We start from the raw sequence: 22,234 nt of genomic DNA on the forward strand, positions 1-22,234 counted from the left end.
GCCCCCCGCGGATGCTCGGCCGGTACGTACCGGGTTGCTGCGTTCCGGCCTGGTCGTCAGCACGATGACCATGCTGTCGCGCGTCCTTGGACTGGCCCGCGACGTGGTCATTGCGGCGCTGTTCGGGGCGGGAAGTGGGGCGGATGCGTTCTTCGTCGCATTCAAGATTCCCAACTTCATGCGTCGGTTGTTTGCCGAAGGGGCGTTCAACCAGGCTTTCGTGCCGGTGCTCTCCGAGTACGCCACCCAGCGCTCCCGGGCGGAGGTGCGTGAGCTGCTCGATGCCGTGTCCGGCAGCCTGACGGTGGTGTTGGCGCTGATCACTGCGGCTGCCATTGGCCTGTCGCCCTGGCTGGCCTGGCTGTTTGCGCCGGGCTTTGGACGCGATCCTGAAAAGCTTGAGCTGACCGCCGAGATGCTGCAGCTGACGTTTCCCTACCTGCTGCTCATCTCGCTGACGGCTTTTTCGGGGAGCGTGCTCAATACCTGGAATCGCTTTGCGATCCCGGCGTTCACGCCGGTACTGCTCAATGTCTCGTTGATCGGCGCGGCGCTGTGGCTGACGCCATTGATGTCGGTGCCATCGATGGCGTTGGCTTGGGGGGTGTTGATTGCCGGTGCAGCGCAACTGGCTTTTCAGGTACCGTTCCTGGCGCGCCTGGGGCTGATGCCGACGCCGTGGCCCAATTTTCGCCACCCCGGGGTAAGGCGTATCCTCAGGCTGATGACGCCGGCCCTGTTTGGGGTTTCGGTGTCGCAGATCAATCTGCTGCTCGACACGGTACTGGCGTCATTTCTGGCCGCAGGCAGCGTGTCCTGGCTGTACTATTCCGACCGCCTGGTCGAGTTACCGCTGGGAGTCTTCGGTATCGCCATCGCCACGGTGATCCTGCCGGCGCTATCCAAGCGACATGCGGAGCAGTCTACTGAACACTTCGCCAGGATGCTCGACTGGGCGATCCGCGCGGTATTGCTGATCGGCTTGCCGGCGGCGCTGGCGCTGGCGGTACTGGCCGAACCGCTGCTGATCAGCCTGTTCCATTATGGAGCGATGACCGATCACGACATCGCCATGGCGGCGATGAGTCTGCGAGCCTACGCTCTGGGCCTGGTCGCCTTCATGCTGATCAAGGTACTCGCGCCCGGTTTCTTTGCGCGCCAGGATACGGCCACGCCGGTCAAGATCGGCATGATCGCCATGGCTGCCAACATGGTCTTCAATCTGCTATTGATCCTGCCATTGGCGCATGCCGGCCTGGCCCTGGCCACGGCATTGTCGGCTTTCCTGAATGCCGGATTGCTGGCGCGTGGCCTGCGTCGTCAGGGCGTGCTGGTGTTCCAGCCGGGCTGGGGGCGTTATGCCTGGCAGTTGGGTGGTGGCTGCGCAGTATTGACGGCGGGGCTATGGTGGTGTTCGCCGGACTGGCAGGCCTGGTTGGCGTGGAGCGTATGGCAGCGTGCCCTGGCGTTGGGTGGACTGGTCATCGGCGGGGCCGGCGTCTATTTCGCCTGGCTGGTCGCGAGCGGCATTCGTCTGCGCCACTTCCGGCTGAACGGCTAGGGGACGCGGCTGCCAAGGCTTGGCACCTTCGTTATAATTGCACCTTTTATCGACGCGTGAACGACACATGGAACTGATCCGCGGTTTGCACAATTTGCGCGAGCATCACCGGGGCTGTGTCGCCACCATTGGCAACTTCGATGGGGTGCATCGCGGTCATCAGGCGATTCTCGATCAGTTGCGCGACCGGGCCGTGGCGCTCGGCTTGCCAGTGACGGTGGTGGTATTCGAGCCCCAGCCGCAGGAGTTCTTTGCCGGCGATCAGGCCCCGCCGCGTCTCACCCGCCTGCGTGACAAGGCGAAGCTGTTGGCCTCGTACGGCGCCGAGCGCATTGTTTGTTTGCCGTTCAACGATGCTCTGCGTAGTCTCACGGCACATCAGTTCATCGATGACATTCTGATTCAGGGGCTCGGCGTGCGTCACCTGGTCGTGGGAGACGACTTCCGTTTCGGTTGCGATCGGGTCGGCGATTTCGGGCTGTTGGTGCGGGTCGGCGAGGAGCGCGGCTTCGGCGTGGAACATACCCGGACATTCCTGCTCGATAACGAGCGGGTATCGAGCACCCGGGTCCGCAGCCTGTTGGCGAGCGGTAACTTCGCACAAGCGGCACGCATGCTGGGACGCCCCTATCGTTACTGCGGGCGCGTGGTGGCCGACCAGAAGTTGGGGCGCACGATTGGCGTACCCACCGCGAATCTGCCGCTATTGCCCGGACCGCTGACGCTACGCGGTGTCTATGCAGTGATCGCACGCCTCGCGGACGGCCGCGTCCGCAGCGGTGTGGCGAATATCGGCTGGCGCCCCACGGTAGGTTCGCCACGCCCCGTGCTCGAGGTGCATCTGTTCGATTTCGATGGCGACATCTACGGTCAGCGGCTCGAGGTTTTCCCCTGTGCCCGGCTGCGTGGCGAAAAGACCTTCGACGGGCTGGAGGCGCTCAAGCGCCAGATCTACGCCGATCAGGCCCTGGCACGGTACTATTTCAAGGAATGGTTCGAGGACCGGGCTGCCCCGACCGGCAACGATGAGCAGGACTGGACACGATATCTGGCATCGGCGCCGCTGGCACCGATCGCAGTGAATACTGACTCCCCGGCGGGCGCAGCGCCCGTCGGACGCGACGATGATGGGACCCCATGAGCGACTATAAGCATACCCTGAACCTGCCTGAAACCGATTTCCCCATGCGTGGCAACCTGCCCAAGCGCGAACCGGCACGCATCCAGCGCTGGCAGGAAATCGACCTCTATCAGCGCCTGCGCGAGGCGGGCCAGGGCCGCAAGACGTTCGTGCTGCACGATGGCCCTCCCTACGCCAATGGCAGCATCCACATCGGTCACGCCGTCAACAAGATTCTCAAGGACATCATCGTCAAGTCGAAGGGCCTGGCCGGTTTCGACGCACCCTATGTGCCGGGCTGGGACTGCCATGGTCTGCCCATCGAACACAAGGTCGAGACGACGCATGGCAAGCACCTGCCGCCCGACGAGGCGCGTGCGCTGTGCCGTGAATACGCCGCGGAGCAGATCCAGGGTCAGATGACCGATTTCGTGCGCCTTGGCGTGATCGGCGACTGGGAGCGTCCCTATCGCACCATGGACTTCGTCAATGAGGCCGGCGAAGTCCGTGCGCTGGCCGAGATGGTTCGGCACGGCTACGTATTCAAGGGGCTCAAGCCGGTCAACTGGTGCTTCGACTGCGGCTCGGCGCTTGCCGAGGCCGAAGTCGAGTATGCCGACAAGCAATCCGATGCCGTCGATGTCGCCTTCGCGGCCGACGACGCCTCGGCGCTGGCCGCGGCCTTCGGCCTCGAGCGGCTTTCCCAGCCGGCCGCCGTGGTAATCTGGACCACCACGCCGTGGACCATTCCCGCCAACCAGGCGCTCAACGTGCATCCCGACGTCAGCTATGCGCTGGTCGACACCGGGGAGCGCCTGCTGGTGCTGGCCGAGGCGCTGGTCGAGAGCTGCCTGCAGCGTTTCGGGCTGCAGGGCGAGGCGGTGGCCACCACGACCGGGGCCAAGCTCGAGAACCTGCGTTTCCGTCATCCGTTCTACGACCGCCTGTCGCCGGTTTATCTGGGCGATTACGTGGAAACCGACGCGGGTACCGGTATCGTGCACTCCGCCCCGGCCTACGGCGTGGACGACTTCATGACATGCCGCGCCTATGGCATGGAATTCGAGGAGATCAAGAATCCCGTCATGGGCGACGGCGTTTATGTCGACGATCTGCCGTTCTTCGGCGGGCAGATGATCTGGAAGGCCAATCCGCAGGTCGTCGCCAAGCTCGAGGAGGTCGGTGCGCTGCTGGCCCACGAAAAGATCAGCCACAGCTACATGCACTGCTGGCGCCACAAGACCCCGGTGATCTACCGCGCCACGGCCCAGTGGTTCGTGGGCATGGATATCGAGGGGCAGGACGGCAGAACGCTGCGCCAGCGCGCACTGGAAGGCATCGAAGCGACTCAGTTCGTGCCGTCCTGGGGCAAGGCGCGCCTGCACTCGATGATCGCCAACCGGCCGGACTGGTGCATCTCGCGCCAGCGCAACTGGGGGGTGCCGATCCCGTTCTTCCTCGATCGGGCCAGCGGTGAACTGCATCCGCGTACCGTCGAGTTGATGGACGCCGTGGCAAACCGCATCGAGAAGGAGGGCATCGATGCCTGGTTCCGTCTCGATCCCGCCGAGCTGCTGGGTGACGAGGCCGCCAACTACGAAAAGGTCACCGACACGCTCGACGTGTGGTTCGATTCCGGCACGACACATTGGCATGTGCTGCGTGGCTCCCATGCTGCCGTTTTCGACCACCCCGAACAGGGCGAAGGGCCGGCGGCCGACCTCTACCTGGAAGGCTCCGACCAGCACCGCGGCTGGTTCCATTCCTCGTTGCTGACCGGCTGTGCCATCGACGGTCATCCGCCCTATAAGGGGCTGCTGACCCACGGCTTCACCGTCGATGCCCAGGGGCGCAAGATGTCCAAGTCGGTGGGCAACGTGGTCGCACCGCAGGAGGTAATGGACAAGCTGGGCGCCGATATCCTGCGGTTGTGGGTTGCTTCCACCGATTATTCCGGCGAGATGGCGGTCTCCGACGAGATTCTCAAGCGTACTGCCGACGTTTACCGGCGCATCCGCAACACGGCGCGCTTCCTGCTGGCCAACCTGAATGGTTTCGATGCCCAGCGCGATGCCGTGGCCTTCGAAGACATGCTGGCCTTGGACCAGTGGGTGGTCGACCGGGCCGCCCAGCTCCAGGCACGTATCGAGACGGCCTACAGCGACTATCGCTTCCTGGATGTCTACCAGCAGGTGCACACCTTCTGTGCCCGTGAGCTGGGCGGTTTCTACCTCGACGTGATCAAGGATCGTCAGTACACCACCCAGGCTGATTCCCTGGCGCGGCGCAGTTGCCAGACGGCGCTCTATCGCGTCGTCGAGGCATTGGCGCGCTGGGTGGCGCCGATTCTGTCGTTCACTGCCGAAGAGATCTACGAGCATATCCCCGGCGAGCGCAAGCCGAGCGTGCTGCTCGAGACGTTCTATACGGACCTGCAGACCTTGGCCGACGATGCCGTGTTCGGTCGCGAGTTCTGGGAACAGGTGCTCGAGGTCAAACAGGCCGTCAACAAATGCCTGGAAGACGCGCGCAATGCCAAGGTCATCAAGAGTGGCCTGGCTGCCGAGGTGACGCTCTACGTCGACGACACGTTGCGTGAAACCCTGGGCCGCCTGGGCCGGGAGCTGCGCTTCGTGCTGCTGACCAGCGAAGTGCATCTGGCGTCGCTGGAGAATGCCGAGGCCAGCAGTGCCGAGGCGACCGATCTGGAGAACCTCAGGGTGGCAGTGGCAGCCAGCTCTCACGCCAAGTGTGAGCGCTGCTGGCATCACCGTGAGGATGTGGGCAGCCATGCCGAGCATCCCGACCTGTGCGGGCGTTGCATCAGTAACCTGCCGGAGGGGTCCGGTGAAGAGCGTCACTATGCTTGAGTCGCAGGCCAAGCCGATGGCTCATCCGTTGCGCTGGCTGTGGCTGTCGGTCGCGGTGGTCGTTCTCGACCTGGGCACCAAGGCGTTGGCCAGCAGCTTGCTGACTTATGGCCAGCCGGTCGTGGTTCTGCCGGTCTTCAATCTGACGCTACTGCACAATACCGGCGCCGCTTTCAGCTTTCTGGCAGAGCACGATGGCTGGCAGCGTTGGCTTTTCGCGTTCATTGCCATCGGCGCGAGCATCGGACTGACCATATGGCTGACACGTCTCAGGGCCCACGAGAAACTGATGGCCGCATCGCTGGCGCTGGTGATCGGCGGAGCGCTGGGCAACCTTTACGACCGACTGGTTCACGGTTATGTCGTGGATTTCCTATCCTTCCATTGGCAGAGCCACTATTTCCCGGCCTTCAACCTGGCCGATACGGCCATTACGTTGGGAGCCATCGGCATGATTATCGAGTCCCTGCGCGATGCGCGCGGGGAACGTGACAAGGCCTCGCGGTCTTGATCTCGAATACAGGACGCAAATGATGAGCGAATATCGTATCGGCGACGGCATGGAAGTCACCCTGCACTTCACCCTCAAGCTCGAGGACGGCTCGGTGGTCGACTCGACCCGTGACAAGCAGCCGGCGACGTTCCAGTATGGGGACGGCAACCTGCCCCCGGGATTCGAGTCGCCGATCAAGGGACTGACCGACGGCGACACCGGCAGCTATACCATCTCGCCCGAGCACGCATTCGGCCAGCACAACCCGCAGAACGTGCAGCGCATTCCGCGCGATAGTTTCGAGGGGCCGGAACTGGAGGAAGGGCTGGTGATGTCGTTTTCCGATGCGGCGGGCGGCGAGCTGCCGGGCGTTATCGCCAGTATCGACGACACCCACGTGGACGTGGACTTCAATCATCCGTTGGCCGGGCGTACCCTGACCTTCGACGTGGAGGTCATTGAGGTGAAGCCGGTCACTACCCACTGACGGACGTTTCATTTTTCCGCCACGATACCGAGCGTATCAAGCGAGGCTTTACATGCAGATCAAGCTGGCCAACCCCCGCGGCTTCTGTGCCGGTGTCGACCGTGCCATCGAGATCGTCAACCGCGCCTTGGACGTGCTGGGGCCACCCATCTACGTGCGTCATGAAGTCGTGCACAATCGCTTCGTGGTGGAGACGCTGCGCAACCGCGGGGCGATCTTCGTCGAGGAACTCGACGAGGTTCCCGATGATGTCACGGTGATCTTCTCCGCCCACGGCGTGTCGCGGGCCGTCCAGCAGGAAGCCGAGCGGCGCGGCCTCAAGATCTTCGATGCCACCTGTCCGCTGGTGACCAAGGTGCATATGGAAGTCCTGCGTTACGCCAAGCGCGGCCAGGAGTGCATTCTCATCGGCCATGCCGGCCATCCCGAAGTGGAAGGCACCATGGGCCGCTATGACACCTCGCATGGCGGCGCCATCTACCTGGTCGAGGACGAGGCCGATGTCGAGGCACTTCAAGTCCACAATCCCGAGGGCTTGGCCTTCGTCACCCAGACCACCCTGTCGATGGACGACACTGCCAAGGTCATCGATGCGCTACGCGCCAAGTTCCCGGCGATCCAGGGGCCACGCAAGGACGACATCTGCTACGCCACACAGAATCGTCAGGACGCCGTGCGCGAGCTGGCCGAAGGGAGTGATCTGGTTCTGGTGGTGGGCAGCGTCAACAGTTCCAATTCCAACCGCCTGCGCGAACTGGCCGAACGCATGGGCACGCCGGCACAACTCATCGATGATGCCAGCATCATCGACGAAAGTTGGCTGGAGGGGGTCGAGACGATCGGCATCACTGCCGGCGCCAGCGCCCCGGAAGTGCTGGTGCAAGGCGTGATCGAGCGCCTGCGCGAACTGGGCGCCGAGTTGCCACAGGAACTCGAGGGCCGCGAAGAAACCATCGTCTTCTCGATGCCCCGTGAATTGCGCGAGCAGGTCATCGTCAGCAGTTGAGAAGACTCATCGGCAATTCAATGAAAAGTCGGGCCCAGGCCCGACTTTTTTATGGATGGTCGGCTGACAGGCTCGTATAGAGTGATACATACTGAAACAAAACTATCGAGCGCAGGTGACGTGATGCGGGGACGCGAGGGTGGCTTCACTCTGATCGAGTTGATGATCGTCGTCGTGATCATCGGCATCCTGGCCGCTATCGCCTATCCCAGCTACACGCGCTATGTGCAGGAATCCAGACGGACGGATGCCCAGGCCATGCTGGTGGAGATCGCCGGGCAACTGGAGCGCTGCTATACGACGCAAAACAGTTATCAGGGCGGTGCATGCCCCTCGGGGGAACTCTCCTCGGAAGAGCGCTACTACACCGTCAAGATCGTGTCCTCGGCGGCGCAATACACGCTGACGGCGAGCCCCCAGAACGCCCAGTTGGGCGATGCCTGCGGCAACTTCACGCTGGACCAGACAGGCGCCCGGGGCTTCACGGGAACGTCGGGGAGTCAGGATGAGTGCTGGTAGCCTCACTCGGCAGGCGGGGTTCACGCTGATCGAGTTGCTCGTCACGCTGGGTGTAGCGGTACTCCTGGCTACGATCGCGGTGCCCGGCATTCAGCAGTGGGTGGCAAGCAACCGGGAGTCCGCCATGGCAATTGACATAAGAGGCGGCCTCAACCTGGCCCGCAGTGAGGCCATCAAGCGCCGTTTGCCCGTGTCATTGAGTGAAACGGGCGGCGACCTTCAGATACAAGCACAAGGCGCGACGCTACGGCACATCGACCTTGCCCGCCAAGCGACACTGACGTTGCCCGCAGGCGCGATCACCTTCACTGCTCTGGGGCATCTGGCCGACAACTCCGGTGATCGTATCTGTGCGGTACTGGCCGGCGGTAATACGCTGCGTTTCGCGCTTTCTCCGGCCGGTGGATTGAGGGCATCGCAAACGGACGACTGCAGCAATGGATAGCTATCCGAGGTCGCCGGCTTCCCGTAGCGCGCGTGGCTTCACCTTGGTCGAAGCTTTGGTGGCGCTGTTGGTGCTGGCGATCGGGCTGCTGGGCGTAGCGGGCATGCAGCTCAAGTCACTACAGAGTGCACATGCCGGCTACCAGCGCGCCATCGCCTCGTTGGCGGCGCAAGATGCGGTCGAGATTCTTTGGTCCGGTGTGGACATGACTAGCAGTACATGCCCGCCGATCTCGCTGCTCGAAGACAAGCGATGGGTAACGCGATGGCAAACTTTTCTCCCAGGCTTGCAGGAGCCCATCGCCAGCGGCCCCACCGGCGATTGCATCTACGACATTCAAGTCAAGTGGAACGATCAGCGCTTCGGTGACGCAGAGTCGTCGCCCGTCTTCACCTACAGGGCGCGCCTACCCAAGGGAACAGTGGGATCATGAAGTGCAAAGCCAGTAACGCCGGCTTCACTCTGGTGGAGCTGATGGTCGCTCTGCTGATCGGCTTGTTGATCATGTTGGGGGCCGGGCAGCTCTATTTAACAGGATTTCAGAATTTTAAAGACATTGAAGCGTTAAGCGATAGGCAGGCTGCACTGACCTACGCGGCAGACATGCTGATACGTGATATACGGCGTGCGGATATCAGAAAAACTTGTGATGATTTTGAAGAGAATGATTTTGAACTGTCGTTAAGTGTTGAAGGGAAATGTCGTTATTATGGGCTTAAATATTATTCTGATATTGGAAGTGTGTCGCTCAGGCTGAATATATATGGCGAGGGCTGGCAGCCGGTAGTGAGTGGCTTTAGGGATGTGGATTCGTTTTCAGTCGATCCTTTGGGTAAAGGTTTTTTTAAAATAACTTTCGAGCTGAATGGTGAGTCCGAGATTGTCTTTCATGCGCAGAATAGGCATGGGCGATTCTAAGCCGTTTCCACGAATAAACGCTATCTTACAAGAGGGCGCAATGAAAGGACAACAGGGTGCAGCGCTGATCGTCGTCCTCGTTCTGCTGACGGTTTCCTTGATGCTGGGGCTCTCCAGTGTGCAGTCTTCACTGATTGATGAGCGGGTGGCGGGTAACTACCGGGCGATTACGCAGGCCCAAATGGCAGCAGAGTCCGGGCTTTCCAACTTCCATGGTATTGTGCAAGAAGGCGCTTTTAAGGAAGAATTTTACAAAGAGTTTGCGGCAAAAGGTACCGGTGATAAGCTTAGCCTTGAGGGAGCATGGAAAAATGGCAGCTATGCGTCATCCCACTATGAAATAAGAAGTTTAAAGAAGATAGATGAGCGGCATTTTTCGGTAGAAAGCGTAGGCATGGCGGATAGGGATACTGCAAGCAGGGTTGCATACTCTTATTATTCAATGGCCGTCCCCGGGGAACCAGTTTTTGTTGGCCCTGTTGCTTGTGAGAGCCTGAATTTTAATGCGGATTTCATGGATAGTTATGACTCCAGAGTGGCGGGGGGGTATGGTGGTAGTAACTCTAAAAGGAGTCTGGCTAATATTGGCATCGTCTCGAGTGATGGGGTGAACATGAAAATCTCCCGGGGAGGTACACAGCTCTACGGGAATATACTTTCCCGCAGTTCTGTGGAAATTCTAGGGGGAGGCTCAAGAATCATTGGCAATATAAGGGCCAATGGTGATGTCAGTGTCCTTGGGTCAAGCCAAGTGACGGGAGATATATCAGCCAAGGGCAACGTGAGGTTAGGTAACTCAACAACCGTCGGGGGCGGCGTGACATCTGATAGAGATGTCATTATGGAAAGTTGGGGCGCTGTCATAAACGGAAACGTTGCTTCTGCTGGTGCCCTGCATACTGGTGACGGAGGGCAGATAAAGGGAAATGTAAATGCCGTGAAGAGCATAACGACCAGTGGCTGGAGTCAGAGAATATATGGTCTTGCGCAGGCAGGAGAATTTGTTTCACAAGGTGGCGGTGGGCTGGATGTCCAGGTGCCTAACAGGAAGACGGGTAATGTCGATGTTTTACCTGTCGAAAGCATAAAAGAACGGCAGTGCGATTTTCTTAACTTAGCGGGGGGGATAGCATCTCTTGAGGATGTTGAATCTTTAGGCGCTTTAAATGTCGATAATGGCAGAAGTTATCAGCTCCTTGCCGGTTCGAGGAGTGAAGGAGGCGCCTTGCATGATGAAGTCGCGTTCATGGGAGAGCAGGCCGCAGTGGTAAGGCTGGACTCCTTGAATGTCGGTGGGGGTGCAATGTTTGAAGTTTCTGGCGGAAAGCCCATTGTTTTGTTTGTGGATGGGGATGTCGATCTAGGCGGAGGAGCTACCTTTAAAATAAAGGGGGAAGGAACCAAGCTTAAAATAGTGACCAAGGGAAGTTTTCGCCAAAGCTTGGATGCAGACAAGCTTGTGATAGATGTAGATACAGACAGTGGTTCCAATGTCGTCGATGATGATAATAACCCTATATTCTCTTTGTACACGACTGGTGATGTGAGTATTTCCGGTGCGGCGAAGTTTTATGGGTCGATATATGCACCTTATTCAACAGTTGAAGTTAATGCAGGAGGAGGCTTTTTTGGCGCCATGCATGTTAAAAACTTGACAGTGTCTGGAGGTGATGGGGTGCACTTCGACGAGGCCCTCTTAGAGAGTGATGTCGGAGGAGGCGGAGAAGGTGAGAATAACGATCCTGTTCTGGTCGGCTTCTGCGCTGAAGATACGTCTTCCTGTATATAATTGGAGCATCTTGGTATTTGAGCAGAGAGTTAATGAAAGGTCTGGGTGTTTTTTACTGAAACACGCCCTAAATTACTCACAATGACCTGCGTTTCCGTGCCTTGCTTCATGCAAATGCGGAATGTGCCATTGTGACTCGTGGGCCAGCCCAGCATGCCATAGCGTATGGGGCGGCCATCCTTGCGGTAGGTTATCGATGTCGCATGGCTGCCATCGAAGATTTTCAGTATCTCGCTGTCAGAGATATCTCCTCCTTTCGCTCTTCCTTCTATTACGACCAGCGGCGCTGTCCAATCTCCACTGGAGCAAGTTAACCGGTCCGCACTGGGACAAACCGTAACCGTAGTCCGTCTCGTAATCGCCGCATTCCTGGCCATCGCCAGCGCCGTCCTGATCCGCATCACCTCAGCCGCCACCTCATTGCGTGCCACGAATTGCTGGTAGCTGGGCACCGCCCAGGTTGCCATGATCGCCAGTACCCCCATCGCCACCAGCAGTTCGATCAGGGTGAACCCGGTCTGGCTCGTGACTGCCCGGCGAGTCCGGTTCCGTAGTGTCGCACCCGGGGGCATCCATGGGGCGTGAGTGGTATCTTTTTGCATCGCTGCATTGTGCGTGATGCAGAGAGAAACCCATGTAAGCGAGGGCGGAACCTGTCGTGAGAGATTTTCTGGTAGTGGGCGGTGGCGTCATCGGCATGATGACGACCTTGCAACTGGCCGATGCCGGCCACCGGGTGACGTTGATCGAACGGGGTGTGTGCGGGCGCGAGGCGTCCTGGGCCGGAGGCGGTATCGTCTCGCCATTGTATCCCTGGCGCTACAGCATGCCCATTTCCCAGCTGTCGCGTTGGTCCGAGGGGTTTTATCCCGAGCTGTCGCTGCGCTTGCTGGAAGAGACGGGTATCGATCCGGAGTATCGTCAGAAGGGGTTGCTCTATCTGCGCGTCGATGACGAAGCTCGGGCATTGGATTGGGCACGTGAGGTCGGCAAGCCGCTGGAGCGGGTCGGCGCCGACTTCCTCTATGCCAAGGAGCCACAGGCTGCGCCGGGATTCGATGGCGGGCTTTGGATGCCGACACTGGGCAGCATTCGCAACCCGCGGCTGGGTCAGGCCCTGCGCGCCCGTCTGGAAGCGATGCCGAAAGTCGACCTGCGCGAGGGTATAGCGGTCGAGCGTCTCATGATCGACAGGGAGCGTGTCATCGGGGTGGCCAGCCGAGAGGAGCGGTTCGATGCCGAGTGCGTGATCGTCTGCGGCGGCGCCTGGGCCGGCCAATTGCTGGAAACTGCGCGCGTGGCTTTGCCGGTACGTCCGGTGAAGGGCCAGATGATCCTGTTCAAGGCCCCGCCGGGGTTGGTGGAGCGCGTGGTATTGATGGATGGCCGCTACGTCATCCCGCGCAATGACGGACGGATACTGGCCGGGTCGACCCTAGAGGAGACGGGGTACGACAAGGCCGTCACCGCCGAGGCGCGCGACTCGCTTTACGAAAGTGCATTGCGCATCATCCCCGCCCTGTCGGAGTGTCCGGTGGAGCACCACTGGGCGGGGCTGCGTCCGGGGTCGCCGGATGGTATTCCCTTCATCGGCGCCGTGCCTGGCATCGAGGGACTGCACGTCAATGCCGGCCACTATCGCAATGGACTGGTGCTGGCACCGGCATCGACGCACCTGCTGGTCGATCAATTGCTGGGGCGCACGCCGATTCTCGATCCCGAACCGTATCGGTTGGGCGTCTAGGCAGCGCCTGCCGAGGCGGGGCTGTCAGGCCGGGGGCTGCCGTTCGAGAAAGCGGTCACGGTGCTCACGGCTGCAGAACCAGCGCCCTTCCTGGCTCAGGGCCTCGTCTTCGGGCAGATGCACCCGGCAGAAACTGCAGCGCACCATGCGGCCATTGTCGAGTTGCTGTTGACGATGGGTCTCTTCGTCCTGCGACAGCTTCCACTCGCGGTACATGCGGTAGAGCTTGAGACCGGCCCAGAACAGCACCACGAAGATGACCAGACGTATAATCAAAAGATTCATCCTAGGCTGACTCCCTATGGTCGGCAGGCATTTTGCCTCCGAGCTGACCTTGCGGGACAATGAGTCGAGACGCTTATCTTATAGACCTCTCTCGTCCCAGCCAATTCAAGGAAGCCACTCGTCATGCAAGAGCTGACTCTGGTAATGGCCCAACTGGACCCCCTGGTCGGGGACATTCCCGGCAATACCGATCGTGCCATCGAAGCCGTCCGCGAGGCGCGCATCGAACACAAGGCCGATGTCGTGGTGCTGCCCGAGCTTTTCCTGACCGGCTACCCTCCAGAAGATTTGTTACTACGTGCCTCGGTGGAAACCCGGTTGGCCGAAGCCCGCCAGCGAATGGCCGCCAAGGTGGCCCGTGACGTGATGGTCATCGTCGGCTATCCGGGGCGCAGGGATGGCGATTACTACAATCTGGCGGGCGTACTCTATAACGGCGAATGGCTGGGCGAATACGCCAAACAGGCGCTGCCCAACTATCAGGTATTCGACGAGCGCCGCTACTTCACTTCCGGAAACCGCCCGCTGGTCATCGAGCATCACGGTATCCGGCTGGGCATATTGGTCTGCGAAGACATCTGGGAAGGCAAGCCCGTGCGTCAGGCCGAGGAGGCGGGCGCCGACGTGCTGGTGACCCTCAACGCTTCGCCGTTCCACCAGAACAAGGCCGCCGAGCGCATCGACCTGCTGGCCGAACGGGCTCGGGAGGTCCAGCGGCCGCTGGTCTACGTCAACCAGATCGGCGGTCAGGACGAGTTGGTGTTCGATGGCGGTTCGCTGGTGGTCAGTGCCGAGGGCAAGCTGTGCGTACAGGCGCCGCATTGGCAGGTGGGGTTGATGCCGGTGCGTTTCGTGCAACGCGATGGCGCGTGGCACCCCGAGCCGGGGGAGTGCGAGCCGTTGGCGGAAACCGAGGACAACCTGTATTGCGCACTGGTCACCGGGCTTCGCGACTACGTCAACAAGAGTGGTTTCAAGGGCGTGGTTCTCGGCCTGTCGGGCGGTATCGACTCGGCGCTGTCCCTGGCCATTGCCGTGGATGCGCTGGGGCCCGAGCGCGTGCATGCAGTGATGATGCCCTACCACTACACGGCGGAAATCTCCCAGGCCGACGCCGCCGAGCAGGCACGCATGCTCGGCGTCAACTACGAGGTGCTGCCGATCGCGCCGATGGTCGAGGCGTTCACCGAGACGCTCGCCGAAAGCTTTGCGGGCACCGAGAAGGACACCGCCGAGGAGAACCTGCAGTCGCGCTGCCGCGGTGTGCTGCTGATGGCGCTCTCCAACAAGAAAGGATTGATGGTCCTGACTACCGGCAACAAGAGCGAGATGGCGGTCGGCTACGCCACGCTCTACGGCGACATGGTGGGGGGCTACAATGCACTGAAGGATGTCTACAAGACGTGGGTGTATCGCCTGGCCAAGTGGCGCAACGCCCAGGGGGCGGCAATTCCCGAGCGGGTCATCACGCGTCCGCCGTCGGCGGAGCTGGCGCCGGATCAGCAGGACAGCGATTCGCTACCCGGCTACGACGTCCTCGATGCCATTCTCGAGCGCTACATCGAGGGCGACATGAGCGCCGAGTCGATCATCGATGCCGGGTTCGCGTCCGAGGACGTCTACAAGGTCGTGAAGCTGGTCGATCGTAGCGAATACAAGCGGCGCCAGGCACCGATCGGTGTCCGCGTCACGGTGCGCGGCTTCGGGCGCGACCGGCGCTATCCTGTGGTCAACGGCTGGCAGCCCGGCGAGTGAGCGACGGGCTTCGGCGGATGTTAGGCTGCCGAAGCCTCGCAATTACAGACTGAGCGGCTCGGCGTCGACGTGCTCGGGCTCGAACGTGTTCCCGTCGAGTCGTGCATTGTCGGGGTCGTTCTCGATCAGCGTGGCCAGTACTTCTCTGGCGCGATCGCGCATCTCCATGCCCAGATAGCCTTCGACCATCACCGCCAGGGCATCGCGCGTGGCGACAGCCTGGGGGTAATGCTCGATGACCCAGCGACCGCGCTCGACGGCGGCGACATAGGCGCCTTTGCGCAAATAGAAATCGGCGACCTGCAGCTCATGACGCGCCATGACGTTGCGCAGGTAGATGATGCGCTGGCGTGCATCTGCGGCGTAAGGACTATCGGGATAGCGACGCACCAGCTCGCCGAAGTCCACGTAGGCATCGCGCGAGGCGCCCAGGTCGCGCTTGGAAATGTCGATCAATTCCATGCCCTCGAGGCTGAAGCGTCCCGCCTGGTAGGCGGCCAGACCGCGCATGTAATAGGCGTAGTCGACCTGAGGGTGGTCCGGATGCAGACGGATGAAACGGCTGGCGGCGGCGCGGGCGGCTTCCCAGTTGTCGACCTGATAATAGGCGTAGATCAGCTCGAGCTGGGCCTGCTCGGCATAGTTGCCGAAGGGAAACCGGGTATCCAGGGCTTCGAGCTGATCGACGGCCCGGGTATAGCGCCCTGCATCCAGTGAGGACTGGGCCTGTTGATAAAGCTCTTGTTCCTGCAGGTCGGGGGCGACCTCGTTGCTGGCGCAGCCGGCCAGGAGGGCGGCGGTCAGCGCCATGGCAGCAAGGGAAAAAACGCGCATCGTCATCCTCGTATCGAGCAATCTACGTGGGCCATGCTAGGCTGTGTACGATCATTCGTGCCCGACCCTACGACTGGGAAAAACGGCTCAAATTACGCGTTCACCTCAGGTAAACTCCGCTTTTTGCTGTCTTCCGCCTCGTCTGGCCAATGTGCGTCGAGCGTCGTACAGGGCCTCGAATTGGCCGAATCCGGCTCACTATAAAGCAAAGGCCCGCAGGGGCGAAACTCACAGGCTATCCGCTCACTATGTCAGAAACCCTTCATCGCGACGAATGTATTCCCGATGCCATGGTCGGCATGCGCCTCGACCAGGCCGCCGCGGAGCTGTTTTCCGACTTTTCTCGCGAGCGCATCAAGAGCTGGATCAAGCAGGGCGCACTGACGTTGGATGGCGCCCAGGCCCGCCCCAAGGACAAGGTATACGGGGGCGAGCGGCTGACCCTCGACACCGTGCTGGAAGCCGAGGCGCGCTGGGAACCCCAGGCCATCGACCTCGAGATCGTCCACGAGGACGACGATGTGCTGGTCATCGACAAGCCGCCAGGGTTGGTGGTGCATCCGGCAGCGGGCAACCCGGACGGCACGCTGCTCAATGCCGTGCTGCATCACTGCCCGCAACTGGCGGCGATTCCCCGAGCGGGGATCGTGCATCGCCTCGATAAGGACACCAGCGGCCTGATGGTCGTGGCCAAGACGCTGGCGGCGCAGACGTCGCTGGTCGAACAACTCCAGGCGCGCACCGTGTCGCGGGAGTACGATGCCGTGGTCATAGGCGTGATGACGGCCGGCGGGACCGTGGATGCGCCCATCGGGCGCCATCCCAAGGATCGCAAGCGTCAGGCGGTGACCGAGTCGGGCAAGCCGGCGATCACCCATTACCGGGTCGTCGAACGCTTTCGCGGCCACACGCATGTCCGTTGCCGCCTGGAAACCGGACGCACTCACCAGATTCGTGTGCACATGGCCCACCGGCGCTTTCCGTTGATCGGCGATGCACTCTACAGTGGACGATTCAAGGTTCCGGCCGGTGCATCGGAAACACTCAAGGAAATTCTGCGCGAGTTTCCGCGTCAGGCGTTGCATGCGCGCAAGCTGGCCTTCATTCATCCCCGCCATGGCGAGTCGGTGGAGTTTCGTGCCGATCTGCCCGACGACCTGCTGATGCTGCTCGATTACCTGAGAGTCGATAGTGAGGAGCGCGCATGAGCGATCAACCGACTTTGCTACTGCCCGATTGGCCGGCCCCCAGCACCGTTGGCGCTTTCGTCACCACTCGGGAAACCGGCCCTAGCCAGGGTCCGTATGCCGCCTTCAACCCGGCATTGCATGTCGGCGACGATCCGGCGACGGTTGCACTATGCCGTGACCTGTTAGCCGAGCAACTGGATGATAGTCGGCCGCTGCTGTGGCTCGATCAGGTGCACGGCGCCAACGTCATCCAGCAGTACCGGCCCGAGTTCGCCGCAACGCCTCCCAGGGCCGATGCCGCCGTGGCGTTCGATGCGCAGCATGCCTGCGTCATTCTCACTGCGGACTGCCTGCCGGTTTTCCTGTGCGACCGCCGGGGTACCCGGGTCGGCCTGGCGCATGCCGGTTGGCGCAGTCTTGCCGGCGGCGTGCTGGAGGCAAGCGTGGCGGCGCTGGGCTGCTCGCCGGATGACGTCATGGCCTGGCTCGGGCCGGCGATATCCAATGCCCAGTTCGAGGTCGGCAAGGAAGTCTTCGACGCCTTCGTGGCGGTTCAGCCCGAAGCCGCCAGTGCCTTCGATCACAGTCCCTACCGTCTGGGTCATTACATGTGCGATCTCTATCGCCTGGCGCGACTGCGGCTCGAGCGACTGGGCGTCTCGCACATCAGTGGAGGACACTTCTGCACCTCGAGCGAGTCGCGCTTTTACTCCCACCGACGCGACGATGGTGTGACAGGGCGAATGGCCAGCGTCATCTGGCTGCGCTAGTTAACCCCCTGAGCCACTGCTTTATCCGCCAGTTCCGGATAGAGCGCCAACAGCTTGCGCAGCACGCCATTGGTCCAGCCGAAACCATCCTGGGCCGGGTATTCACCGCCGCCGGCCCGGCGGTTGTCGATGACATTGTATTTCTCGACCAGCTTGCCTTCCGCCCGATAGCGCTCCAGGTTGGTGGCGACCCAGCGCTCGGCGATCATGCGTGCCAGACGATGATTGCCGTACTGGCGCAGTCCCTCGATGGCGACCCACTGCTGCGGTGCCCAGCCGTTGGGCGCGTCCCACTGTTGACCGGTGTCGTTGAGCGTGGTGACCAGCCCGCCGGGCATCAGTAGGTCCTGTTCCAGGGTCAATGCCGTGCCCGCCGCCTGCTCGGCGTCGGCGATACCGTAGAACAATGGAAAAGCGGTGGCGCTACTCAGGGTGCCGGTCAGGCGATCCTGCTGCCAGAGGTAATCCCCGAAGGCCTGGTCCGCCTCGCTCCACAAGACGTCGCGGATCGTTTGGCGGCGGGCATCGGCCCGTTGCCGATACGCCTGTGCCTGTTCGTGCCGTCTATCGAGGGCGTAAGCCTTGGCCAGGGTGCGTTCCAGATGATAGAGCAGGCTATTGAGATCCACCGGGGCAATATCAGTAGTGCGAATGGTGGCCAGTGTCGCTTCGTCGGCCAGCCAGCGTGACGAGAAGTCCCAGCCGCTTTCGGCACCTGCCTGGAGGTTGCGCCAGACCTCGGTCGCAGGTCGTGCGCTCTCCTCGGCCGTGGCCAGGTCCTCACTGAACGATTCCTGGCGCGGCGTATTGGCGTCGTCCCAGTAACGGTTCAACAGTCGACCATCGTCCAGGCGTACCACGCGCCGGTAGGCCTCGCCCGGGGCCAGCGTTTCGGCGCCGTCCATCCAGTAGTCGTACTCGGCCTGCAGCGCAGGCAAATAGCGGGTATAGGCAGCGCTGCCTTCGAACGATGCCACCAGATCGACCATGCTGGCGAAGAAGGGCGGCTGCGAGCGGGTCAGGTAATAAGTCCGGTTGCCGTTGGGAATGTGGCCGTATTCTTCGATCAGGTAGGCGAAATTGTTGGTCATGTCGCGCACCCGCGCCTGCAGACCGCTTTCGAGCAGGCCGAGCATGGTGAAGTAGGAATCCCAGTAGTAGATCTCATTGAAGCGACCGCCTGGCACGACATAGGCGTACGGCAGCGGCAGTCGCGAGGACCAGCGACTCTCGCGCGTGTCGGGTTCTCGCGTCAGCACGGGCCACAGCGCATCGATGTGCTCGATGACCGGTTGGCCTTCCGGCAGCGGGGCGTGCTCCTCGACCTGGTCGGTCCGGAAGTGCTCTTCGACGAAATCGCGCAAGGCCGCATCGTTGGTATAAGCGGGAGATTCGGCGAAGCGCGCGTAATCCTCCAGCACGGCGGGGGCAGGTTGCGTGGGAATCAGGTCGACGAAGGTCTTGCTGTCCTCGAAGATGCCCCGGGTCTGGACGTCGAAGAACAGGTCGCCCCATAGCAGGTCAGGGGGCGGCGGAATGTCGGCCGCTTCCTGGACGGGAGAGGAAGGCAGCGGCGTATCGGCGAACCCACTGGCAGGCAGCCCAGACAGGCACAACGTCAGTACCGCGGCGAGTGGCCAGCCGCTACTGCTTGCTCGGCATTGCATGGTCGTATCCCTTCGTGCGCCGCTGCTTGTCGAGTGGCGGCCTTTTGATACCCATCAAAGTAGGGGCTTTTTACCAGCCGGGCGACTTGAAACGCGCCCACCATACCTCCATAGAGTAAGTCAACATGAATCAGGGACTGTGGCGCGTCAGAACGTGCCATCACCCCAATGGAGGTTTTCGATGCGAATCGATCGCATGACCAGCAAGTTGCAGAACGCTCTGGCCGAGGCCCAGTCGCTCGCCGTGGGGCGCGGCCACAACCAGCTCGACCCGGGCCATGTACTGTCGGCCCTGCTCGATGCCCGCGACAGCGGCATCAAGGGGCTCATTCAGAAGGCCGGCGGCGATGTCGCGCGCCTGCGTGACGGTCTGGTCGAGTATCTCGACAATCTGCCCAAGGTAGGCCAGTTCGACGGCAACGTGACCATGAGCCAGGATCTGGCGCGACTGTTCAACCTGGCCGATCGCGAAGCCCAGGCGCGTGGCGATCAGTACATCGCCAGTGAGCTGATCCTGCTCGCAGCGCTGGAAATGAACCATGCCGTCAGCAAGGTGCTGACTCAGGCCGGTTTGTCCAAGAAGAGTGTCGTGGCGGCCATCGACAGCCTGCGCGGCGGTGCCAAGGTCGACGATGCCGGCGCCGAGGACAACCGCGAAGCGCTCGACAAGTACACTCTGGACCTCACTGCCCGCGCTGCCGATGGCAAGCTCGATCCGGTGATCGGCCGTGACGACGAGATCCGCCGGACGATCCAGGTGCTGCAGCGGCGCACCAAGAACAACCCGGTACTGATCGGCGAGCCCGGCGTGGGCAAGACCGCCATCGTCGAGGGCCTGGCTCAGCGCATCATCAACGGCGAAGTGCCGGAAGGCCTCAAGGACAAGCAGGTGCTCGCCCTGGACATGGGCGCGTTGCTGGCGGGGGCCAAGTTCCGCGGTGAGTTCGAGGAGCGCCTGAAGGCGGTGCTCAACGAGTTGGCCAAGGAGGAGGGCCGGGTAATCCTGTTCATCGACGAGCTGCATACCATGGTCGGCGCCGGCAAGGCCGAGGGCGCCATGGATGCCGGCAATATGCTCAAGCCGGCGCTGGCGCGCGGTGAACTGCACTGCGTAGGCGCGACCACCCTCGACGAGTATCGCAAGTACATCGAGAAGGATGCCGCGCTGGAGCGCCGCTTCCAGAAGGTGCTGGTCGACGAGCCTACGGAAGAGGACACCATCGCCATCCTGCGTGGCCTCAAGGAACGCTACGAGGTGCACCATGGCGTGGACATCACCGATGGGGCGATCATCGCTGCCGCCAAGCTGTCGCAGCGCTACATCACCGACCGTCAGTTGCCCGACAAGGCCATCGACCTGATCGACGAGGCGGCGTCGCGCATTCGCATGGAGCTTGACTCCAAGCCGGAAGAGATGGATCGCCTAGACAGACGTCTGATCCAGCTCAAGATGGAGCGCGAGGCGCTCAAGAAAGAGACCGACGAGGCTTCGCGCAAGCGACTCGAAGGGCTCGAGGAGCAGATTGGCGAGCTCGAGCGTGAGTATGCCGATCTCGAGGAGGTCTGGAAGGCCGAGAAAGCCAGCATCCAGGGGGCGGCCCAATACAAGGCCGAGCTCGAACAGGCGCGAATCGACCTCGAGGCGGCACGTCGCCAGGGCGATCTGGGCCGCATGTCCGAGCTGCAGTATGGCGTGATTCCCTCGCTCGAGAAGAAGATCGCCGAGGCCGGCGAGGGTGATGGCAAGAGCGATCCGGCGCACCACGTGTTGCTGCGTTCCAATGTCACCGAAGAGGAGATCGCCGAGGTTGTGTCGCGCTGGACCGGCATTCCGGTGGCCAAGATGCTCGAGGGCGAGCGCGACAAGCTGTTGCGTATGGAAGAAGCGCTGCACGAGCGGGTCATCGGCCAGGACGAAGCGGTCACTGCCGTAGCCAATGCAGTGCGTCGCTCGCGGGCCGGGCTCGCCGATCCCAACCGGCCGAACGGGTCGTTCTTGTTCCTTGGGCCGACCGGGGTGGGCAAGACCGAGCTGTGCAAGTCGCTGGCCAATTTCCTCTTCGATACCGAGGAAGCCATGGTGCGTATCGATATGTCCGAGTTCATGGAGAAGCACTCCGTGGCTCGCCTGATCGGTGCACCGCCGGGGTACGTCGGCTATGAAGAGGGCGGTTACCTGACCGAGGCTGTACGTCGCAAGCCGTACTCGGTATTGCTGCTCGACGAGGTCGAGAAGGCGCACCCGGATGTTTTCAACATCCTGCTTCAGGTGCTGGAAGACGGGCGCCTGACCGATGGCCAGGGGCGCACCGTGGATTTCCGCAATACGGTAATCGTCATGACCTCGAACATGGGCTCCGACATCATCCAGCGTTTCGGTGGCGATGACAGCGACTACACTCGAATGAAAGATGCCGTCATGCAGGTCGTGGGCAACCACTTCCGTCCCGAGCTGATCAACCGTATCGACGAAGTGGTGGTGTTTCATGCCCTGGGGCAGGAACAGATCCAGGCGATTGCCAGCATTCAGCTCGACCGCTTGCGTCAGCGTCTGGCCGAGCGCGATCTCAGTCTCGAGATCAGCGACGACGCCATGGCGCAACTGGCCGTGGTGGGTTTCGATCCGGTCTTCGGCGCACGTCCGCTCAAGCGGGCCATTCAGAGCCGGATCGAGAACCCGCTGGCGCAGGACTTGCTGTCCGGACGCTTCGTGCCTGGCGACACCATCCGCGTAACCGCCGAGGATGGACATCTGGTCTTCGGCAAGTGACTTCCGGTCGC

General features: G+C 61.6%; 20 protein-coding genes. 16 read left to right on the forward strand and 4 right to left on the reverse strand.

The features are described 5' to 3' along the window. Positions 1-37 precede the first annotated feature (37 nt). From murJ to MHM84_RS19330, 11 genes are all read left to right on the forward strand, one after another. The gene (murJ, locus tag MHM84_RS19280) at positions 38-1,561 is read left to right on the forward strand and encodes a murein biosynthesis integral membrane protein MurJ (RefSeq protein ID WP_275445875.1); all 1,524 of its coding nucleotides are present in this window, start codon (positions 38-40) and stop codon (positions 1,559-1,561) included. Positions 1,562-1,628: 67 nt separating this feature from the next. Next, positions 1,629-2,702 carry a bifunctional riboflavin kinase/FAD synthetase gene (gene ribF / locus MHM84_RS19285; protein ID WP_239268285.1) on the forward strand — a complete coding sequence of 358 codons (1,074 nt, stop codon included), beginning with the start codon at positions 1,629-1,631 and terminating at the stop codon, positions 2,700-2,702. Continuing rightward, complete coding sequence (gene ileS, locus MHM84_RS19290; RefSeq protein ID WP_239268286.1) at positions 2,699-5,551, forward strand: isoleucine--tRNA ligase; 2,853 nt, start codon at positions 2,699-2,701, stop codon at positions 5,549-5,551. Before ribF ends, ileS begins: the two co-directional genes overlap by 4 nt. Further along, entirely contained in the window at positions 5,544-6,062 is a 519-nt protein-coding gene (gene lspA, locus MHM84_RS19295) for a signal peptidase II (protein WP_239268288.1), read from the forward strand. Before ileS ends, lspA begins: the two co-directional genes overlap by 8 nt. Before the next feature lie 22 nt (positions 6,063-6,084). Continuing rightward, positions 6,085-6,531, forward strand: a complete 447-nt coding sequence (gene fkpB, locus MHM84_RS19300) for an FKBP-type peptidyl-prolyl cis-trans isomerase (RefSeq protein WP_239268289.1) — start codon at positions 6,085-6,087, stop codon at positions 6,529-6,531. A gap of 52 nt (positions 6,532-6,583) precedes the next feature. Beyond that, positions 6,584-7,537 carry a 4-hydroxy-3-methylbut-2-enyl diphosphate reductase gene (gene ispH / locus MHM84_RS19305; RefSeq protein WP_239268292.1) on the forward strand — a complete coding sequence of 318 codons (954 nt, stop codon included), beginning with the start codon at positions 6,584-6,586 and terminating at the stop codon, positions 7,535-7,537. A gap of 123 nt (positions 7,538-7,660) precedes the next feature. Continuing rightward, entirely contained in the window at positions 7,661-8,056 is a 396-nt protein-coding gene (locus tag MHM84_RS19310) for a type IV pilin protein (protein WP_239268294.1), read from the forward strand. Beyond that, complete coding sequence (locus tag MHM84_RS19315; RefSeq protein ID WP_239268295.1) at positions 8,043-8,501, forward strand: GspH/FimT family pseudopilin; 459 nt, start codon at positions 8,043-8,045, stop codon at positions 8,499-8,501. Before MHM84_RS19310 ends, MHM84_RS19315 begins: the two co-directional genes overlap by 14 nt. Further along, positions 8,494-8,934 carry a type IV pilus modification protein PilV gene (gene pilV, locus MHM84_RS19320; RefSeq protein WP_239268298.1) on the forward strand — a complete coding sequence of 147 codons (441 nt, stop codon included), beginning with the start codon at positions 8,494-8,496 and terminating at the stop codon, positions 8,932-8,934. Before MHM84_RS19315 ends, pilV begins: the two co-directional genes overlap by 8 nt. Next, the gene (locus MHM84_RS19325; protein WP_239268300.1) at positions 8,931-9,419 is read left to right on the forward strand and encodes a prepilin-type N-terminal cleavage/methylation domain-containing protein; all 489 of its coding nucleotides are present in this window, start codon (positions 8,931-8,933) and stop codon (positions 9,417-9,419) included. The genes pilV and MHM84_RS19325 overlap by 4 nt, the downstream gene beginning before the upstream one ends. Positions 9,420-9,459: 40 nt before the next feature. Continuing rightward, entirely contained in the window at positions 9,460-11,208 is a 1,749-nt protein-coding gene (locus MHM84_RS19330; RefSeq protein ID WP_239268302.1) for a polymer-forming cytoskeletal protein, read from the forward strand. 29 nt (positions 11,209-11,237) lie between these two features. On the opposite strand, the gene MHM84_RS19335 is transcribed toward MHM84_RS19330, so the two are convergent. After that, on the reverse strand, positions 11,238-11,810 hold the full coding sequence (locus MHM84_RS19335; protein WP_239268304.1) for a GspH/FimT family pseudopilin: 573 nt from the start codon (positions 11,808-11,810) through the stop codon (positions 11,238-11,240). 56 nt (positions 11,811-11,866) lie between these two features. On the opposite strand from MHM84_RS19335, the gene thiO reads away from it, so the two are divergent. Further along, entirely contained in the window at positions 11,867-12,952 is a 1,086-nt protein-coding gene (thiO, locus tag MHM84_RS19340) for a glycine oxidase ThiO (RefSeq protein ID WP_239268306.1), read from the forward strand. 24 nt (positions 12,953-12,976) lie between these two features. Here the strand turns inward: thiO and MHM84_RS19345 are convergent, their stop codons facing one another. After that, on the reverse strand, positions 12,977-13,237 hold the full coding sequence (locus MHM84_RS19345; RefSeq protein WP_239268308.1) for a PP0621 family protein: 261 nt from the start codon (positions 13,235-13,237) through the stop codon (positions 12,977-12,979). Between the two features lie 123 nt (positions 13,238-13,360). Between MHM84_RS19345 and MHM84_RS19350 the strand changes: the two genes are divergently transcribed. Further along, positions 13,361-14,992 (forward strand): NAD+ synthase, encoded by a 1,632-nt coding sequence (locus MHM84_RS19350; RefSeq protein WP_239268309.1) that lies wholly within the window; start codon positions 13,361-13,363, stop codon positions 14,990-14,992. Positions 14,993-15,034: 42 nt separating this feature from the next. Here the strand turns inward: MHM84_RS19350 and MHM84_RS19355 are convergent, their stop codons facing one another. Further along, positions 15,035-15,826: an outer membrane protein assembly factor BamD gene (locus tag MHM84_RS19355; protein ID WP_239268310.1), complete on the reverse strand. Its 792-nt coding sequence runs from the start codon at positions 15,824-15,826 to the stop codon at positions 15,035-15,037. Positions 15,827-16,074: 248 nt separating this feature from the next. Here MHM84_RS19355 and rluD point away from each other — a divergent pair, with 248 nt between their 5' ends. Both rluD and pgeF read left to right on the forward strand, forming a co-directional pair. Continuing rightward, positions 16,075-17,034 carry a 23S rRNA pseudouridine(1911/1915/1917) synthase RluD gene (rluD, locus tag MHM84_RS19360; RefSeq protein ID WP_239268311.1) on the forward strand — a complete coding sequence of 320 codons (960 nt, stop codon included), beginning with the start codon at positions 16,075-16,077 and terminating at the stop codon, positions 17,032-17,034. Further along, positions 17,031-17,786, forward strand: coding sequence for a peptidoglycan editing factor PgeF (pgeF, locus tag MHM84_RS19365; protein WP_239268313.1), 756 nt, complete (start codon positions 17,031-17,033; stop codon positions 17,784-17,786). The genes rluD and pgeF overlap by 4 nt, the downstream gene beginning before the upstream one ends. Here pgeF and treF read toward each other — a convergent pair. Further along, complete coding sequence (treF, locus tag MHM84_RS19370) at positions 17,783-19,453, reverse strand: alpha,alpha-trehalase TreF (RefSeq protein WP_239268316.1); 1,671 nt, start codon at positions 19,451-19,453, stop codon at positions 17,783-17,785. The two genes, pgeF and treF, sit on opposite strands and share 4 nt — an antisense overlap. A gap of 181 nt (positions 19,454-19,634) precedes the next feature. Here treF and clpB point away from each other — a divergent pair, with 181 nt between their 5' ends. After that, positions 19,635-22,223 (forward strand): ATP-dependent chaperone ClpB, encoded by a 2,589-nt coding sequence (gene clpB / locus MHM84_RS19375; RefSeq protein WP_239268318.1) that lies wholly within the window; start codon positions 19,635-19,637, stop codon positions 22,221-22,223. Positions 22,224-22,234: the final 11 nt, after the last annotated feature.

This window comes from Halomonas sp. McH1-25 (assembly GCF_022348165.1).
Classification (GTDB): domain Bacteria; phylum Pseudomonadota; class Gammaproteobacteria; order Pseudomonadales; family Halomonadaceae; genus Modicisalibacter.

Coding starts and splice junctions, on each gene's coding strand:
- MHM84_RS19350 (WP_239268309.1), top strand. CDS start 13,361: ATGCAAGAGCTGACTCTGGTAATGGCCCAACTGGACCCCCTGGTCGGG.
- clpB (WP_239268318.1), top strand. CDS start 19,635: ATGCGAATCGATCGCATGACCAGCAAGTTGCAGAACGCTCTGGCCGAG.
- ileS (WP_239268286.1), top strand. CDS start 2,699: ATGAGCGACTATAAGCATACCCTGAACCTGCCTGAAACCGATTTCCCC.
- MHM84_RS19330 (WP_239268302.1), top strand. CDS start 9,460: ATGAAAGGACAACAGGGTGCAGCGCTGATCGTCGTCCTCGTTCTGCTG.
- MHM84_RS19315 (WP_239268295.1), top strand. CDS start 8,043: ATGAGTGCTGGTAGCCTCACTCGGCAGGCGGGGTTCACGCTGATCGAG.
- MHM84_RS19310 (WP_239268294.1), top strand. CDS start 7,661: ATGCGGGGACGCGAGGGTGGCTTCACTCTGATCGAGTTGATGATCGTC.
- pilV (WP_239268298.1), top strand. CDS start 8,494: ATGGATAGCTATCCGAGGTCGCCGGCTTCCCGTAGCGCGCGTGGCTTC.
- rluD (WP_239268311.1), top strand. CDS start 16,075: ATGTCAGAAACCCTTCATCGCGACGAATGTATTCCCGATGCCATGGTC.
- MHM84_RS19325 (WP_239268300.1), top strand. CDS start 8,931: ATGAAGTGCAAAGCCAGTAACGCCGGCTTCACTCTGGTGGAGCTGATG.
- MHM84_RS19355 (WP_239268310.1), bottom strand. CDS start 15,826: ATGCGCGTTTTTTCCCTTGCTGCCATGGCGCTGACCGCCGCCCTCCTG.
- pgeF (WP_239268313.1), top strand. CDS start 17,031: ATGAGCGATCAACCGACTTTGCTACTGCCCGATTGGCCGGCCCCCAGC.
- ribF (WP_239268285.1), top strand. CDS start 1,629: ATGGAACTGATCCGCGGTTTGCACAATTTGCGCGAGCATCACCGGGGC.
- MHM84_RS19345 (WP_239268308.1), bottom strand. CDS start 13,237: ATGAATCTTTTGATTATACGTCTGGTCATCTTCGTGGTGCTGTTCTGG.
- lspA (WP_239268288.1), top strand. CDS start 5,544: ATGCTTGAGTCGCAGGCCAAGCCGATGGCTCATCCGTTGCGCTGGCTG.
- treF (WP_239268316.1), bottom strand. CDS start 19,453: ATGCAATGCCGAGCAAGCAGTAGCGGCTGGCCACTCGCCGCGGTACTG.
- ispH (WP_239268292.1), top strand. CDS start 6,584: ATGCAGATCAAGCTGGCCAACCCCCGCGGCTTCTGTGCCGGTGTCGAC.
- fkpB (WP_239268289.1), top strand. CDS start 6,085: ATGAGCGAATATCGTATCGGCGACGGCATGGAAGTCACCCTGCACTTC.
- MHM84_RS19335 (WP_239268304.1), bottom strand. CDS start 11,810: ATGCAAAAAGATACCACTCACGCCCCATGGATGCCCCCGGGTGCGACA.